Consider the following 14,168-nt stretch of genomic DNA (forward strand, 5'->3'; position numbering starts at 1 on the left):
GGAGCCGTACGGCGGACATCACGAGGGAGAGGCAGCCATGCCGGAGTCTGCGCGTTGCGCGTCGCCCCCGTCAGAGCTGGTCGACATCCGTGACGAGGGCACGCGCGCGCTCGTCACGGTCCGCGGGGAACTGGGCCTTTCGGTGGACGAGGAGCTGGCCAAGGCGCTGCGCGTGGCGGTGGCCGACGCGGAGGAGGGCGTGGACCTCGACCTCACGGCCGTCGAGTTCTGCGACTGCTCGACCCTCAACACCTTCCTCACGGTGCGCGAGGAGGCCATGGCCGACGGGAAGACCGTCGCGGTCCGGGCCGCCGGTCCCGCCGCCGGACGGCTGCTGGCGCTGACCGGCACGCTCGGCCTGTTCACCCCGGCGCCGCCGGGCGGCGAGAGCGGCCGGAGCCTCGGGGTCGAGGTGGTCCAGCTGCGCCGGGCCATGCAGACCCGGCCGGTCATCGATCTGGCCAGGGGTGTGCTCATGGCGTCCTTCGGACTGAGCCCGGACCAGGCGTGGGACGTGCTCGTGACGGCGTCCCAGAACACCAACACCAAGCTGCACCGCCTCGCCGACGACCTGGTGACCGCCGTCCAGGGCGATCCGCTGCCGGACGCCGTGCAGCGCCAGGTCGCCGCGGCGGTGGCCCGGGTCAGGGAGCCGGACCCGGAGGCCGTCTGAGCCGGGCGCCGTGGGCCCGGCTCAGACGGCGAGGAAGCGCCGCAGCGACGCCCTGAACGCCTCGACGAAGGCGTCCCGCCCCGCGTCCGGGAGGGCATCGAGGGACAGGTACGGATTGAGGTCCTCCAGCTCGACCAGCAGGAGTTCACCGCCCGGCGCGCGGCAGGCGTCGACTCGCTGGATCCCGTGCCCGATACCGTTCCAGGCGATGAACCGCCGGGCGAACTCCAGGTCGCCGGGGGTGGGTTCGTACGGCTGGAGCCGCCAGCGCCGGTCGCGGTCGGGGGCGTACAGCGCGTACTGGAAGTCGTGGTCGACGAAGTAGAAGGAGACCTCGTAGGCGAAGTCCACGCGGGGCTGGACGAGTACGGTGCCGTCGGTCAGCGCGGGCAGCTCCCCGGCGGACACGACGCGCAGGCCGATGGAGTCGGCGCCGAGCCGCGGCTTGGCCACGTACCGCTCGGCGGGCGGCAGCCGGTGCAGGTCCGCCGCGCTGTCCACGGTGGGGATGACGGGGAAGCCCGCGACGGTCAGGTCGAGCAGGTACTGCTTGCCGGCCATGTCGGCGCGGCCGGTGAGGGGGTTGTAGACCCGGGCCCCGGTGCGGAGAGCGTGGGCGCGGAACGCTTCGTAGGCCTCCTGGTACCCGAGCACCGGCCCACTGTTGCGGACGACCACGGCGTCGAAGGCGTCCATCAGGGCCCGGGCGTCCCGGGGATGGCACAGCGCGAGGTCGAAGTCCTCGCGGAGCCGGGCGGTGAGGTGGATGTCCTCGTCGCAGTAGCGGCGCCCGCGCGCCGGATACGCCAGGTCGGTCACATAGAGCAGGCGGGGGCGGGCGGACGGCATACGGCTCTCCCAGGGGCGCGGAACGGTCCCGAAAGGCTAGGCCGTGCCGGATGACGACCCTCACCACCCTCGCCGTACGGCACTCAGTGCCACGACCTTCATCTCGGCTGGACAGGGCCGTCCCAAGGGGTGGCGCGTCGACGACCCACCGTTTGCGACTGAGGCCCGAATGAGTGGTACCGAGTCCCTTTACGACTGACACTCAGTGCCATACATTGTGGGCGTGCACGGTGGCACGGCGACCGGGCACGTCCGTGCACGGGTGAGCCGCGCACGTGGGATTTCCGGCCGAGCGCAGGGAGTTGACCAGCGTGTACCACCACACAGGACACAAGACCGCCGCAGGCGTCCTCGACCACGCCGCACCCGACGCGGAGACCCTGGTCTACCAGCGCTGCGCCTGGTGCGGCACCGCCATGTACCACCGGCTGCTGTGCCCGGTCTGCCAGGGCAGCGATCTGCGGACGGAGCGCAGCGAGGGCATCGGCACGGTCCGCCACTCCACCGTGCTGCACCGCAACACGCCCGCCGCGCGCAACGTCTCCCTGATCGAGATGGCCGAGGGCTTCGTGGTGCGCGGCCGGGTCATGGGCCCGCCCGTCGGCATCCACAGCGGCGACCGGGTACGGCTGTCCACCGCCAAGGACCCGGTCCGCGGCGAGCCGGTGTTCCAGCTGGTCGACGAGCCCTACCGGCCCTGGACCTGACCCGGTCTCAGGACTCCGGGGTCACCCGGACCCCGACGGTCCCGGACGCGCCCCGGCGCAGTCTGCTGCCGAGCAGGGTGAGGCGGCCGACGATGCCGTACTTGCGGGCGATGAGCTTGCGGTAGCGGGCCGCGGTGGCCGCGTCGCAGATCTCGGCGGTGGCCGGGTACTCCGGGCCGAGGGGGTTGCCCCGCAGGTCGCAGGCGGCGACCCGGACGTCGGCGCGGCGCCGGATCCGCTTGACCTTCCAGGAGTCGGCGACCGTCCACACGCCCAGCGCCTCGTCCCCGTCGCGGACCACCCACACCGGGGTGGGCACGCCCGTGCCGTCCTTGCGGTGGCTGATCAGCAGGAGGTACTTGCCGTCGCCGAGCTGCTTCAGCAGCGTCTCGTCCATCCCGGGAGTCTAATCCGGGAGTCCGATCCGGCAGTCCCAGGTGAACCCCGGCGTCTAGATTGCTCCTTGACCCCTGCACACGGCACCAGGCACTCCAGGAGCTGACCCGTGACCGAGAACCCGGCCGCGACGGACGGCGTCGCCGAGACGCTGCGCGAGCGCATCAACACCAACCAGCCGCACACGGCGCGGATCTGGAACTACTGGCTCGGCGGCAAGGACAACTACGACGTCGACCGGGCGGCGGGCGACCAGATCCGCGCACTGCACCCCGGCATCGGTGAGTACGCCCGCGCGGACCGGCTGTTCCTGGGCCGGGCCGTGCGCCATCTGGTCGGCGAGACCGGAATCCGCCAGTTCCTGGACATCGGCACCGGGCTGCCGACCGCCGACAACACCCACGAGGTCGCCCAGCGCCTCGCCCCGGAGTCACGGATCGTCTACGTCGACAACGACCCGCTGGTGCTGGCGCACGCCCGCGCCCTGCTGACCAGCACGCCCGAGGGCCGTACCGACTACCTCGACGAGGATCTGCGCAACGTCGACACGATCCTCGAGCACGCCGCGAAGACCCTGGACCTCAGCAGGCCCGTGGCGCTGGTGCTGCTCGGCGTGGTCATCTTCATCGGCGACGACGAGGACCCGTACGGCCTGGTGCGGCGGCTGATGGACGCGCTGCCCGCGGGCAGCCACCTGGTGCTGTCACACACCATCACCAGCCCGGCCATGCCGGACGTGGACGAGGCCGTGCGGTTCTGGAACGAGCACGGCACCCCGAAGCTGACCCAGCGCACCCCCGAAGCGGTGACCCGGTTCTTCGACGGCCTCGAACTCCTGGAACCCGGGGTGGTGTCCTGCTCGCGCTGGCGCCCCGAGCCCGCGGACGGTCCGGAGCCGGAGGAGGTCGCCATGTTCGGCGGGGTGGCGCGGAAGAACTGAGCCGACCGCCCGGCGCGGTGAACACCCCCGGGCCCCGGCACGTATGGACAGGGGGCGCTCGACGACCGGAGCGCCCCGCGGCGCTCACGCCGTGTGTCCGGGGTTCGGGAGCCATGCATGAGGCACGCACGACGACGGATCGTCCGGCGGGTGACACGGCTCACGGCCGTCGGGGGACTTCTCCTGGGCACCGTGATGGTCACCCGGGCCGTCGCCGACGAGACCCCTCCCGTGTCCGCCCTGCCGCGCGCTGCGGCCGGTACCGAGGCCGCGCCCGGCGCGGACCTCCTGGACCGGCTCGGGACCTCCCGTACGGCGGGCAGCTGGATCGGCGACGACGGACGGCCGGTCGTCGCCGTCACCGACCGGGAGGCGGCCACCGAGGTCCGCTCGGCGGGCGCGGCGGCGAAGGTCGTCCGGAACAGCATGAGCGACCTGGAGTCGGCCACGGCCGCGCTGCGCTCGGCCCCCCGGGTGGCGGGCACGGCGTGGGCGGTGGACTACCGCTCCAACGAGGTGGTGGTACGCGGGGACAGCACCGTCTCCGCCACCGACTGGTCGCGGCTCACCGACCTCGCCGAGTCCCTGGGCGGCTCCGTGCGCATGGAACGCACCGAGGGCACCTTCACCACCCGGCTGAACGGGGCGCAGCAGATCCTGTCGACGGCCGGGCGCTGCTCGGCCGGGTTCAACGTCACCGACGGCAGCCGCGACTTCATCCTGACCGCCGGGCACTGCGGGCCCGGCGGTTCGGTGTGGTTCGCCGACAACCGGGGCCGCGAGCAGGTGGGCCGTACGGTCGAGCAGAGCTTCCCCGGCGACGACTACTCCCTGATCCGGTACGCCGACGGCCGGGCGGGCGACGGCGCCGACGTGGTCGCCGTGGGCGCCGGACGCGGGGTGCGGATCACCGGCCTCGGTGATCCGGCGGTCGGGCAGCGGGTGTTCCGCAGCGGCAGCACGACGGGGCTGCGGGACGGCCGGGTGACCGCGCTGGACGCCACGGTCAACTACCCGGAGGGCACGGTCAGCGGCCTGATCGAGACGGACGTGTGCGCCGAACCCGGCGACAGCGGGGGCCCGTTGTTCGCGGAGGGGATCGCGCTCGGGGTGACCTCGGGCGGCAGCGGCGACTGCACGACGGGTGGTACGACGTTCTTCCAGCCGGTCACCACGGCGCTGTCCGCGCTCAACCTGAAGCTGATCGTGGCGGCACCGCAACAGGCGGGCGCCCAGGGGTCGTCGGCGGAGCCGTCCGCCACGCCCACGCAGAACGCGGTGGCGCCCGGTGCCGCGTCGCCGGGCTCGTCGGCCCCGGTGGACGGGGGCGTACAGGCGACGGCGCTGCTGTCGCGGCTGTCGGACCCGCGCAACGTCGGGCCCGGTCTGCTGGTCGTCGGGGGCAGTCTGATCGCGTTGGTGGCGACCCGGTGGATCCGGGCGGAGCAGGACCGCAAGGCCTATCAGCGGCACTACTCGGCGACCTGGGGATGACTGCCCCGGCGCCATGGGTGGCGCCGGGTGACGGTGGTCTCGCCCGCGGGGTGACCGGAGGGGCATCAGGGGGGCGGCGCGGGGCCGCCCGCACGGAGTGTCAGGCGGCGCGCGCCGACTGCGGGGCCGCGGCGGCCCACTCCATCACCAGGCGCTGGTACTCGGCGCGCTGCTCCGTGTTGAGTGTCCCGCCCGATCGGCGCCACAGGGCCCGGATCTCCTCGTTGACCTCCGCGGCCGATCGCTCGGAGAGGGGTTCAACAGTGGTGGACATGCCGTGAAGCATACGAGTCCCGACGTGAAGGCGCTGTGAGTATTCAGCAGCGAACCGGGCATTTCGGACCGTGTTGCTGGTCACGTGCCGGGCTTGCGGCCGTACACGTACACGTCGTCGCCCTTCTTCAGCAGCGACCAGTACTTCTTGGCCGTGGCGGTCGTCATGTTGACGCAGCCGTGCGAGCCCGGCGGGTTCCACATGCTGAGGTTCGCGGAGTGGAAGGCCTGGCCGCCGTCGAAGAACTGGCTGTAGGGCATGGGCACGTCGTAGATGGTGGAGACGTGGTCGATGTTGCGCCAGTAGATCTTCTTCAGGCCGGTGCGGGTCTCGTACCCGTCGCGGCCGGTGCGCACCGGCACGGGGCCGTAGACGAGCTTCTTGCCGTCCTGGATCCAGCTGAGCTGGAGGGTGAGGTTCACACAGGCGATCCGGCCCTTGTTCACCGGGCACTTCCCCGCCTTGTTGGGGTTGCTCCCGACCGCCTTCTGCTTGAGCATGAGGTCCATCACACCCCAGGTGACCGGACCGGCGTAGCCGATGTTCGGCTTGATGCCGTGCTTGGTCTGGAAGGCCTGGATCGCCTTGCAGTCGGCCGTCGACTGCTTGCCGTCGACCGGCCGTCCGAGGAACTTCTCGACCTGCTTCTGATACGGCCCCGCCTGCGTCGTACAGCTCGCGGCCTGTGCGGTGCCGGCGTTCGCGACGACGGCGACCGGCGCCACCAGTGCGGTGACGCCGAGTACGACGGCTGCCCGTCTGCGTGTGTCCCCCATGGCGATCCTTGCCTCTCGATACGGGTGTCGGTGAGCTAGACCGATTGTGGGGGCATGAGGTTGTACGGCCGGTCCGTCCACTTTGGTGGGACTCATCACACGCGCGTGCGACCCCGTCAGCGACAACCGTCAGCGGTAGCCGGTGGTGTCCGCCGGGCGGCCCGGGTCCTGGACCTCGACGAGGTAGCGCCAGGCGTCGGGGCGGCTGCCGTCGAGGTCGGTGAAGCCGTACTCCCGGGCGAGCTGCCCGCTCGACAGGGAGCCGCCGTTCCAGCGGGCCACGCCGGGGTCGGCGGCGAGGGCGGCGACGGCCCGGCCGACATAGCGCGGGGTCTCGGAGATGGCGAAGTGCGGGACCTTCGCCAGGGCGTCGCGCCAGTTGTCCTCGCGGACGCCGAACGCCTCCAGCATCATCTCCGAGCGCATCCAGCCGGGGGTCAGCGCGACGGCGGTGGCGCCGCGCGGGCCGAGTTCATGGCCGAGCGCGAAGGCCATGCGCAGCACGGCCGACTTGGCGAGGTCGTAGAAGAAGGAGTTGCGGTAGTTGTCGCGGTTGTACTCCGCGGTGCCGTCGGTCATCTCGACGACGAGTCCGCCCCGGTGGCGCAGCAGCAGCGGCAGGGCGTGGTGGCTGGTGACGGCGTGGGTCTCCACGGCGAGGCGCAGCAGCCGCAGTCCGTTGTCGAGGTCGTGCTCCCAGACGGGGCTGTCCCACTCGAAGAGCTTCTCGCCGCCCCAGATGTCGTTGACGAGGACGTCGAGGCGGCCCTGCTCGTCATCGATGCGCGCCACCAGGGCGCGCACGGCCGCCGGGTCGAGGTGGTCGGTGGGTACGGCGATGCCGCGTCCCCCTGCCGCGGTGACCAGGTCGGCGGTGTCCTCGACGGTCTCCGGGCGGTCGTACTCGGAGCGGCGGTCGCGGGTGGTGCGGCCGGTGACGTAGACGGTGGCGCCCGCCTCGCCGAGTTCCACGGCGATGCCCCGTCCCGCTCCCCGGGTCGCTCCCGCGACCAGTGCGACCTTGCCCGTCAGTTCGGCCCTGCCCGTCCGTGCGGTTGCCATGTGTCCGGCCTCCCGGTGTCGTGGTGATCCCTGCGTGGACCAGGGTGGCCGGGAAGCCGGACATCTTCTGTCGCCTTTTCCGTGGCGGTCGCCCGAAGGGGCGTGCCTGGCGTCAGTGGCCCCGGTCGATCCACTCCTGAAGGTGCGGGGCCTCGGCGCCGATGGTGGTGGCGTCGCCGTGGCCGGTGAGGACCTTGGTGCCGGGCGGCAGGGTGAGCAGCCGGTCGCGGATGGAGTCGATGATCGTCGGGAAGTGGGACCAGGACCGGCCGGTCGCGCCGGGCCCGCCCTGGAAGAGGGTGTCGCCGGTGAAGACCGCGCCGAGGCCGGGGTCGTACAGGCAGATCGCGCCGGGCGCGTGGCCGGGGGTGTGCAGGACCGTCAGGTCGGCGCCCGCCGCCTCGATGATCTGGCCGTCCTGGAGGTGGGCGTCGGGGTCGCGGTCCGGATGGGTCTGCTTCCACAGCGGCAGGTCGTCCGGGTGCAGCCAGATCGTCGCGCCGGTGCGGTCGGCCAGCGCGGGCGCGGCGTCGATGTGGTCGTTGTGGGCGTGGGTGCACACGATCGCGGTGAGGCGCCGGTCGCCCACGGCGGCGGCGATGGCGTCGACGTCATGGGCGGCGTCGATGACCACGCACTCGGTGTCGTCGCCGACGATCCAGACGTTGTTGTCGACGTCCCAGGTGCCGCCGTCGAGGCTGAACTGCCCGTGGGTGACGAGGCGTTCGATGCGGGCGGCCATCACAGCACCACCACCGAGCGCAGCACGTCACCGGCGTGCATCCGCTCGAACGCCTTCTCCACCTCGTCGAGCTGGATGGTCTCGGTGACGAACGCGCCGAGGTCGAGGCGGCCCTGCTGGTGCAGGTCGATGAGCATGGGGAAGTCGCGGGAGGGCAGACAGTCGCCGTACCAGCTGGACTTGAGGGCGCCGCCGCGGCCGAAGACGTCCAGGAGCGGCAGTTCGAGCTTCATCTCGGGGGTGGGCACGCCGACCAGCACGACCGTGCCCGCGAGGTCGCGGGCGTAGAACGCCTGCTGGTACGTCTCGGGGCGGCCGACGGCCTCGATGACGACGTCGGCGCCGAAGCCGCCGGTGAGGTCGCGGATCGCCTCGACCGGGTCGGTCTGTGCCGAGTTGACGGTGTGGGTGGCACCCATCCGGCGGGCCAGCTCCAGCTTGCGGTCGTCGATGTCCACGGCGATGATCCTCGCCGCTCCGGCGAGGTTCGCGCCCGCGATCGCCGCGTCCCCGACGCCGCCACAGCCGATCACGGCGACCGTGTCGCCTCGGCCGACGTTCCCGGTGTTGATCGCGGCGCCGATCCCGGCCATCACACCGCAGCCCAGCAGTCCGGCGACGGCCGGGGAGACGCCGGGGTCGACCTTGGTGCACTGGCCCGCCGCGACCAGCGTCTTGTCGGCGAACGCGCCGATGCCGAGGGCCGGGGACAGTTCCTCGCCGGTGGCGGCGAGGGTCATCTTCTGGCTCGCGTTGTGGGTGTCGAAGCAGTACCAGGGGCGGCCGCGCAGACAGGCCCGGCAACGCCCGCACACCGCACGCCAGTTGAGGATCACGAAGTCGCCGGGCGCCACGTCGGTGACGCCCTCGCCTACGGACTCCACCACGCCGGCCGCCTCATGGCCGAGCAGGAAGGGGAACTCGTCGTTGATCCCGCCCTGCTTGTAGTGCAGGTCCGTGTGGCAGACGCCGCAGGCCTGCACCTGGACGACGGCCTCCCCGGGCCCCGGATCCGGTACGACGATCGTCTCGACGCGGACCGGCTCGTCCTTCCCCGGTGCGATCACACCACGTACTTCCTGCGCCATGGCGCTGGCCCTTCCCTCGGCGGCATCCGTCATCTCCGACCGTACGCGTGACTGATCAGTAACGTCAGCCGCCCCGCGGACACGCCGCGGGCCGGGCCAGGGACGTCCCGGGTCAGGCCAGCGAGAGGAACAGCTTCTCCAGGCGGGCCTTCATCTGCTCGGCCGTCTCCCCGTCACGCGCCGCGCGCTCGGTGTCGGTGAGGCACTGCTGGAGCCCCGTGGCGATGATCGCGAACCCGGCCCGGTCCAGGGCGCGGGAGGCGGCGGCGAGCTGGGTGACGACGTCCTCGCAGTCCCGTCCCTCCTCGATCATCCGGATCACACCCGAGATCTGCCCCTGGGCCCGCCGGAGCCGGTTCAGCACCGACTTGAGATCATCGCCCTCGAACTGCAACTCCACGCCCACCACTCCTCCACATACCCTTGGGGGTATATTACCGTGAGCCTTGTCCAGCCGGAACCCGCCCCGCCCGCGTGGCGGCTGCTGCTCGGCTATGTCGCACCCCACCGCTGGTCGCTGCTCACGGGCGCGCTGCTGTCGCTGGTCACCGGCGCCACCGGGCTGCTGCTGCCACTGGTGGCCCGGGAGCTGATCGACGACCTGTCCCACGACCGCGCCATCACCGGCGCGCTGCTGCTCATGTCGGCCCTGGTCGTCGCCAACGCCGCACTCGGCGCGCTCGGTTCGTACGTCCTGCGGCGCACCGCCGAGTCCGTGGTGCTCGGCGCCCGGCGCGCCCTGTCGTCGTATCTGCTGCGGCTGCGGATACCCGCCGTGGACCGCAGCGAGCCGGGCGATCTGATGGCCCGGATCACCTCCGACACCACCCTGCTGCGGGAGGTCACCACCGACTCCCTGGTCGGCCTGGGCACCGGTGGGCTCACGCTGGTCGCGACCGTGGTGATGATGGGCTTCGTGGACCCGGTGCTGCTCGCGGTGACGCTCGCCGTGGTGCTGGGCGCGGGCACGGTGCTCGGGGTGATCGTGCCGCGCATCAACCGGGCCAGCAGACAGGCGCAGGACGCGGTCGGGGTGATGGGCGCCTCACTGGAACGGGTGCTGGGCGCGCTGCGCACGGTCAAGGCGTCCGGCGCCGAGCACCGCGAGGAGGTCACCCTGCACGCCGCGGCCGAGGAGTCCTGGCGGCAGAGCGTGCGCGCCGCCAAGTGGTCGGCCGCCGCGGGCAACACCGCGGGCCTGGCGATGCAGAGCGCCTTCATCACCGTGCTCGCGGTGGGCGGGGCGCGGGTGGCCACCGACGCGATCGACATCGGCACGCTGGTGGCGTTCCTGCTGTACGTCTTCTATCTGATGGCGCCGATCCAGCAGGTGGTGGGCGCGATCACGCAGTACCAGACCGGTGCCGCGGCGCTCACCCGGATCCAGGAGGCGCTGGCGCTGCCCGCCGAGGAGCGGGCCCCGGCCGCCCCGCTGCCCGCCCCGGAGACGGCCCCGGCGGCGCTCGCCTTCCACGACGTCCGCTTCCGGTACGCCGACGACCTGCCGTACGTCCACCACGGGGTCAGCTTCGCCGTGCCGCCGCGCGGCATGACCGCGTTCGTCGGCCCGTCCGGCGCGGGCAAGACCACCGTCTTCTCGCTGATCGAGCGGTTCTACGACCCCGGGTCCGGGGTGATCACGCTGGACGGCCGGGATGTCGCGGAGTGGGAGCTGGCCCGGCTGCGCGCCTCGATCGGCTATGTCGAGCAGGACGCCCCGGTGCTCTCCGGCTCGCTCCGCGACAACCTGCTGCTGGGCAATCCGGACACGGACGACGACGCCCTGGCCAGGGTGGTGAAGACGACCCGCCTCGACGGGCTGGTGGCGCGGCTCCCGGACGGCCTGGACACCCTCGTCGGACACCGCGGCACCCGGCTCTCCGGCGGGGAGCGACAGCGCGTCGCCATCGCCCGCGCGCTGCTGCGCCGCCCCCGGCTGCTGCTCCTGGACGAGGCCACCTCGCAGCTGGACGCGGTGAACGAGGCGGCGCTGCGCGACACGGTCGCCGAGGTGGCCCGGGCGACCACCGTGCTGGTCGTGGCCCACCGGTTGTCCACGGTGACGATGGCGGACCGGATCGTGGTCATGGACGCGGGCCGGGTCCGGGCGGTGGGCACCCACCGCGAACTCGTGGCCGCCGACCCGCTGTACGCGGAGCTGGCGGCCACGCAGTTCCTCGCCTCGGCGGACCAGGGGGCGTCGGACAGGCCCTAGGGACATCCACTGGCCGCCGGGGGCGGCGGCCGGACCGCTACTTGACGGCGGGGACCAGGCCGAACACCGGGGCGACCAGGCCGGTGACCTGGCCGAGCTGGTTCAGCTCCTTGAGGCGGTTGAGCTGGTTCACCTGCTGGGAGGGCAGCGGCAGGGCATCGCGGTAACGGGCGGGCATGTCCTTGACCTGGAGGGAGTCCACGACGGCCAGCGGGCTGAGCTTGCCGGTGCCCCTGGCCCCCGCCTCGGCGGCGTCCGCCGTGGGGGCGGCGAGCCCGGCGACCCCGGCGGCGAGACCAACGGCGGCGACGATACGACGTGTTGAGATCATGCCTTCAGCAACGGCACCGGCCCCGGCCCGGACACGGCCCCCCGGCGCCGGTCACCCGTGAGGCGCAGCGGGGCCGCTGCGTTTGCCGGGCCGACGGCAACGGAGGACGCTCGTAGGAGAGGTCCTTCGCGGCCCGCGCCGAACGGGCCGCGGCTCCCCGAGGAGGTCACCATGGGCACTGCGGCAGGCACCGGCTTCGACACCGAGGCGCTGCGCCGGGGCATCGAGGAACAGAACGCGTCGACCCTGCTGTCGCTCTACGCGGACGACGCCGAGCTGCGCGTCGTGGACCGCAACACCCAGCCCAGCAGCCCCAAGGTGATGCACGGCCGGGACGAGATCAGCACCTTCCTCGACGACGTCTACAGCCGGGACATGACCCACCAACTGGACAACTGCGTGGTCCAGGGCGACCGGCTCGCGTTCAGCGAGTCCTGTGAGTACCCGGACGGGGTACGGGTACTCGCCGAGTCGATGGTCTCGCTGCGGGAGGGGAAGATCACCGAGCAGACGCTGATCCAGGCCTGGGACGAGTAGTCCCAGGCCCTCACGGACCCGTGCCCGGGTCCCAGGCCGCCGGACGCAGAATGCCGAGGAGCTGGCGGACCAGCTCCCCGACGACCTCGTCGAGGGTGGCGTCGACCCATCCGGCGCTGAAGTCGTGGAGCAGCCCGTTGACGCTGCCGATGAAGGCCGTCGCGGCGAGTCGGTAGTCGCGGGGTGCCGCCTCGCCGCGGGCGACTGCTGCGGCGGCCTCCGCGCACAGCAGGTCGACCCAGCGCGCCCGGCGGGCCAGCCGCTGTTCCTCCAGGCGGGGGCTGACGCCGACGATCTCCACGAAGGTGATGCGGATGCGGCGCGGATCGGCGGTGACGTTGCCCGCGTAGGCGCCGAAGATCGTGGCGACCCGGTCGGCGAGCGGCAGTCCCCCGGCGTCCGCCAGCGCGGCGAGCACGGCCTGCTCGGCCCAGTCGTTGACCTGGAGGTGCAGGGCGGCCAGCACGTCCTCCAGGGTGCGGAACTCCTCGTAGAACTGGCGGGTGGACAGGCCCGCGGCCTCGCTGAGCGCGGCGACGGTGGTGGCGCGGTAGCCCGGGGTTCCGCCGAACAGCCGCAGCGCCGCGTCCAGGAAGCGGGCGCGGCGCTCGGCCTTGCGTTCCTCGGCCGATCTGCCGCCGTAGCGGCCGGTCGGCGCCCTGAGCCTGCCCGCCACGTGGTCCCTCCCCGTGCTCCCCGTCGATGCGATCTCCAATTTTGTCGTGTACGCGGTCTTGTGGTGAAGGCCATCCCTCCTTACTTTTCAGTAAGTTCACTCTGAACGCGCTCGTCTTCAGATTCCCCCCTCCGAGGAGAGAGCACCCATGCCTGCCATCAGACCCAGGCACCTTTGCTCCGTGGCCGCCGCCCTCGCCCTGACCCTGACCGTGCCCGCGACCACCGCCGCCGCCGACCCCGGGCCCACCGCCCTGCGGGAGGTGCTGTTCGTCGGCAACAACTGGGACGGCACCGCCGACGTCCTGAAGTCCTCCGGGGACTTCGCGAAGATCGGGCGGATCAACGTCGTACCCGACAAGGCACAGCGCATGGCGGAGATCAACGCCGACCCGATCAAGTGGATCTACTTCATGGCGATCCGCAACAGCGTCGGCGAGGGCCACGACCAGTTCGTGGACGACATGTACGCCACCCCGGACGGCCGCTCGATGGTCGTCTCCCGGCCCAGCTTCGCCGACGTGGTCTCCATCGACCTCGCCAGCGGCGCCGTCAACTGGCGCTTCGCGGTGTCGGGTTACCGCGCCGACCACATGGCGGTCTCCCCCGACGGGACCCGGGTCGCCGTCTCCGCCTCCACCTCCAACACCGTGCACGTGCTGGACATCGACACCGGCGCGCAGCTCGGCAGCTTCGCCACCGGCGACAAACCGCACGAGAACGTCTTCACCGGCGGCGGCGACTACATCTGGAACATGTCCATCGGCGAGGTGAACACCGACCTCGACGCGCCCTGGCTGGACTGGACGAAGGGCGACCGCCGCATCACGGTCGTCGACGCGCGGACGTTCCAGCGGGTCAAGGTGATCGACATGCGGTCCCGGCTGGACGCGATCGGCCTGAAGGACTACTCCGACGCGGTGCGGCCCGCGGCCTTCAGCCCCGACGAGTCCAAGCTCTACTTCCAGGTGTCGTTCTTCAACGGCTTCTTCGAGTACGACGTCGCCACCGACCGCATCACCCGCACCAAGACACTGCCGAAGAACCCGGCGACCAGTGACGACCGCACCACGTTCGTCAACGACTCGCGCCACCACGGCATCTCGATGAAGCCCGACGGCAGCAAACTGTGCGTCGCGGGCACCATGGACGACTACGCGACCGTCGTGGACCGTACGACGCTCCAGGAAGGCCCGCTGGTCCCCGTCGCCAAGCCCTACTGGGCCACCGTCAGCGGTGACGGCAGGTCCTGCGTGGTCTCCGAGAGCGGCGCCGACCAGGTCACCGCGATCGACTTCGCCACGGGTCAGAAGACCGTCTCCGTCCCCGTCGGCGACCACCCCCAGCGCGTCCGGCTGGCCCGGGTGCCCGCCGACTGGACGGGCCCCGCGTCCCGCTGACCGGCCCGC

The 14,168-nt window shown here is 72.0% G+C and carries 17 protein-coding genes; 7 read left to right on the top strand and 10 right to left on the bottom strand.

Features of this window, described 5'->3' with window-relative positions; all coding sequences use genetic code 11:
- Positions 1–37: 37 nt before the first annotated feature.
- The gene (locus KBY47_RS04200; protein WP_210919510.1) at positions 38–673 is read left to right on the top strand and encodes an ANTAR domain-containing protein; all 636 of its coding nucleotides are present in this window, start codon (positions 38–40) and stop codon (positions 671–673) included.
- Positions 674–694: 21 nt separating this feature from the next.
- Here the strand turns inward: KBY47_RS04200 and KBY47_RS04205 are convergent, their stop codons facing one another.
- Entirely contained in the window at positions 695–1,522 is an 828-nt protein-coding gene (locus KBY47_RS04205; RefSeq protein WP_210919511.1) for a hypothetical protein, read from the bottom strand.
- Between the two features lie 311 nt (positions 1,523–1,833).
- On the opposite strand from KBY47_RS04205, the gene KBY47_RS04210 reads away from it, so the two are divergent.
- A complete protein-coding gene (locus KBY47_RS04210; RefSeq protein WP_210919512.1) occupies positions 1,834–2,229 on the top strand; it encodes a Zn-ribbon domain-containing OB-fold protein in 396 nt (131 codons plus the stop codon).
- A gap of 7 nt (positions 2,230–2,236) precedes the next feature.
- Here KBY47_RS04210 and KBY47_RS04215 read toward each other — a convergent pair whose 3' ends face one another.
- Positions 2,237–2,626: a PPOX class F420-dependent oxidoreductase gene (locus KBY47_RS04215; protein ID WP_210919513.1), complete on the bottom strand. Its 390-nt coding sequence runs from the start codon at positions 2,624–2,626 to the stop codon at positions 2,237–2,239.
- A 108-nt stretch (positions 2,627–2,734) separates the two neighbouring features.
- On the opposite strand from KBY47_RS04215, the gene KBY47_RS04220 reads away from it, so the two are divergent.
- On the top strand, positions 2,735–3,565 hold the full coding sequence (locus KBY47_RS04220) for an SAM-dependent methyltransferase (RefSeq protein ID WP_210919514.1): 831 nt from the start codon (positions 2,735–2,737) through the stop codon (positions 3,563–3,565).
- A gap of 117 nt (positions 3,566–3,682) precedes the next feature.
- Entirely contained in the window at positions 3,683–5,059 is a 1,377-nt protein-coding gene (locus tag KBY47_RS04225; protein WP_210919515.1) for a S1 family peptidase, read from the top strand.
- Between the two features lie 100 nt (positions 5,060–5,159).
- Here KBY47_RS04225 and KBY47_RS04230 read toward each other — a convergent pair whose 3' ends face one another.
- The 6 genes from KBY47_RS04230 to KBY47_RS04255 form a co-directional block, all read right to left on the bottom strand.
- Complete coding sequence (locus KBY47_RS04230; protein ID WP_210919516.1) at positions 5,160–5,345, bottom strand: hypothetical protein; 186 nt, start codon at positions 5,343–5,345, stop codon at positions 5,160–5,162.
- A 68-nt stretch (positions 5,346–5,413) separates the two neighbouring features.
- Positions 5,414–6,109 (bottom strand): L,D-transpeptidase, encoded by a 696-nt coding sequence (locus tag KBY47_RS04235; protein WP_210919517.1) that lies wholly within the window; start codon positions 6,107–6,109, stop codon positions 5,414–5,416.
- 129 nt (positions 6,110–6,238) lie between these two features.
- Complete coding sequence (locus KBY47_RS04240; protein WP_210919518.1) at positions 6,239–7,171, bottom strand: SDR family oxidoreductase; 933 nt, start codon at positions 7,169–7,171, stop codon at positions 6,239–6,241.
- Positions 7,172–7,283: 112 nt separating this feature from the next.
- The gene (locus KBY47_RS04245; RefSeq protein WP_210919519.1) at positions 7,284–7,913 is read right to left on the bottom strand and encodes an MBL fold metallo-hydrolase; all 630 of its coding nucleotides are present in this window, start codon (positions 7,911–7,913) and stop codon (positions 7,284–7,286) included.
- Positions 7,913–9,001 (bottom strand): S-(hydroxymethyl)mycothiol dehydrogenase, encoded by a 1,089-nt coding sequence (locus KBY47_RS04250; protein ID WP_210919520.1) that lies wholly within the window; start codon positions 8,999–9,001, stop codon positions 7,913–7,915. The genes KBY47_RS04245 and KBY47_RS04250 overlap by 1 nt, the downstream gene beginning before the upstream one ends.
- Before the next feature lie 112 nt (positions 9,002–9,113).
- Positions 9,114–9,401, bottom strand: coding sequence for a metal-sensitive transcriptional regulator (locus tag KBY47_RS04255; protein WP_210919521.1), 288 nt, complete (start codon positions 9,399–9,401; stop codon positions 9,114–9,116).
- Positions 9,402–9,440: 39 nt separating this feature from the next.
- Here KBY47_RS04255 and KBY47_RS04260 point away from each other — a divergent pair, with 39 nt between their 5' ends.
- Positions 9,441–11,216 carry an ABC transporter ATP-binding protein gene (locus tag KBY47_RS04260; protein ID WP_210919522.1) on the top strand — a complete coding sequence of 592 codons (1,776 nt, stop codon included), beginning with the start codon at positions 9,441–9,443 and terminating at the stop codon, positions 11,214–11,216.
- Between the two features lie 37 nt (positions 11,217–11,253).
- Here KBY47_RS04260 and KBY47_RS04265 read toward each other — a convergent pair whose 3' ends face one another.
- Positions 11,254–11,547, bottom strand: a complete 294-nt coding sequence (locus KBY47_RS04265) for a hypothetical protein (RefSeq protein WP_210919523.1) — start codon at positions 11,545–11,547, stop codon at positions 11,254–11,256.
- A 171-nt stretch (positions 11,548–11,718) separates the two neighbouring features.
- On the opposite strand from KBY47_RS04265, the gene KBY47_RS04270 reads away from it, so the two are divergent.
- Complete coding sequence (locus KBY47_RS04270; RefSeq protein ID WP_210919524.1) at positions 11,719–12,084, top strand: nuclear transport factor 2 family protein; 366 nt, start codon at positions 11,719–11,721, stop codon at positions 12,082–12,084.
- A 10-nt stretch (positions 12,085–12,094) separates the two neighbouring features.
- On the opposite strand, the gene KBY47_RS04275 is transcribed toward KBY47_RS04270, so the two are convergent.
- Positions 12,095–12,760, bottom strand: coding sequence for a TetR/AcrR family transcriptional regulator (locus KBY47_RS04275; protein WP_210919525.1), 666 nt, complete (start codon positions 12,758–12,760; stop codon positions 12,095–12,097).
- Between the two features lie 148 nt (positions 12,761–12,908).
- On the opposite strand from KBY47_RS04275, the gene KBY47_RS04280 reads away from it, so the two are divergent.
- Positions 12,909–14,159 carry a YncE family protein gene (locus tag KBY47_RS04280; RefSeq protein WP_210919526.1) on the top strand — a complete coding sequence of 417 codons (1,251 nt, stop codon included), beginning with the start codon at positions 12,909–12,911 and terminating at the stop codon, positions 14,157–14,159.
- Positions 14,160–14,168: the final 9 nt, after the last annotated feature.

The organism is Streptomyces sp. B93 (assembly GCF_018070565.1).
Taxonomy (GTDB): Bacteria; Actinomycetota; Actinomycetes; order Streptomycetales; family Streptomycetaceae; genus Streptomyces.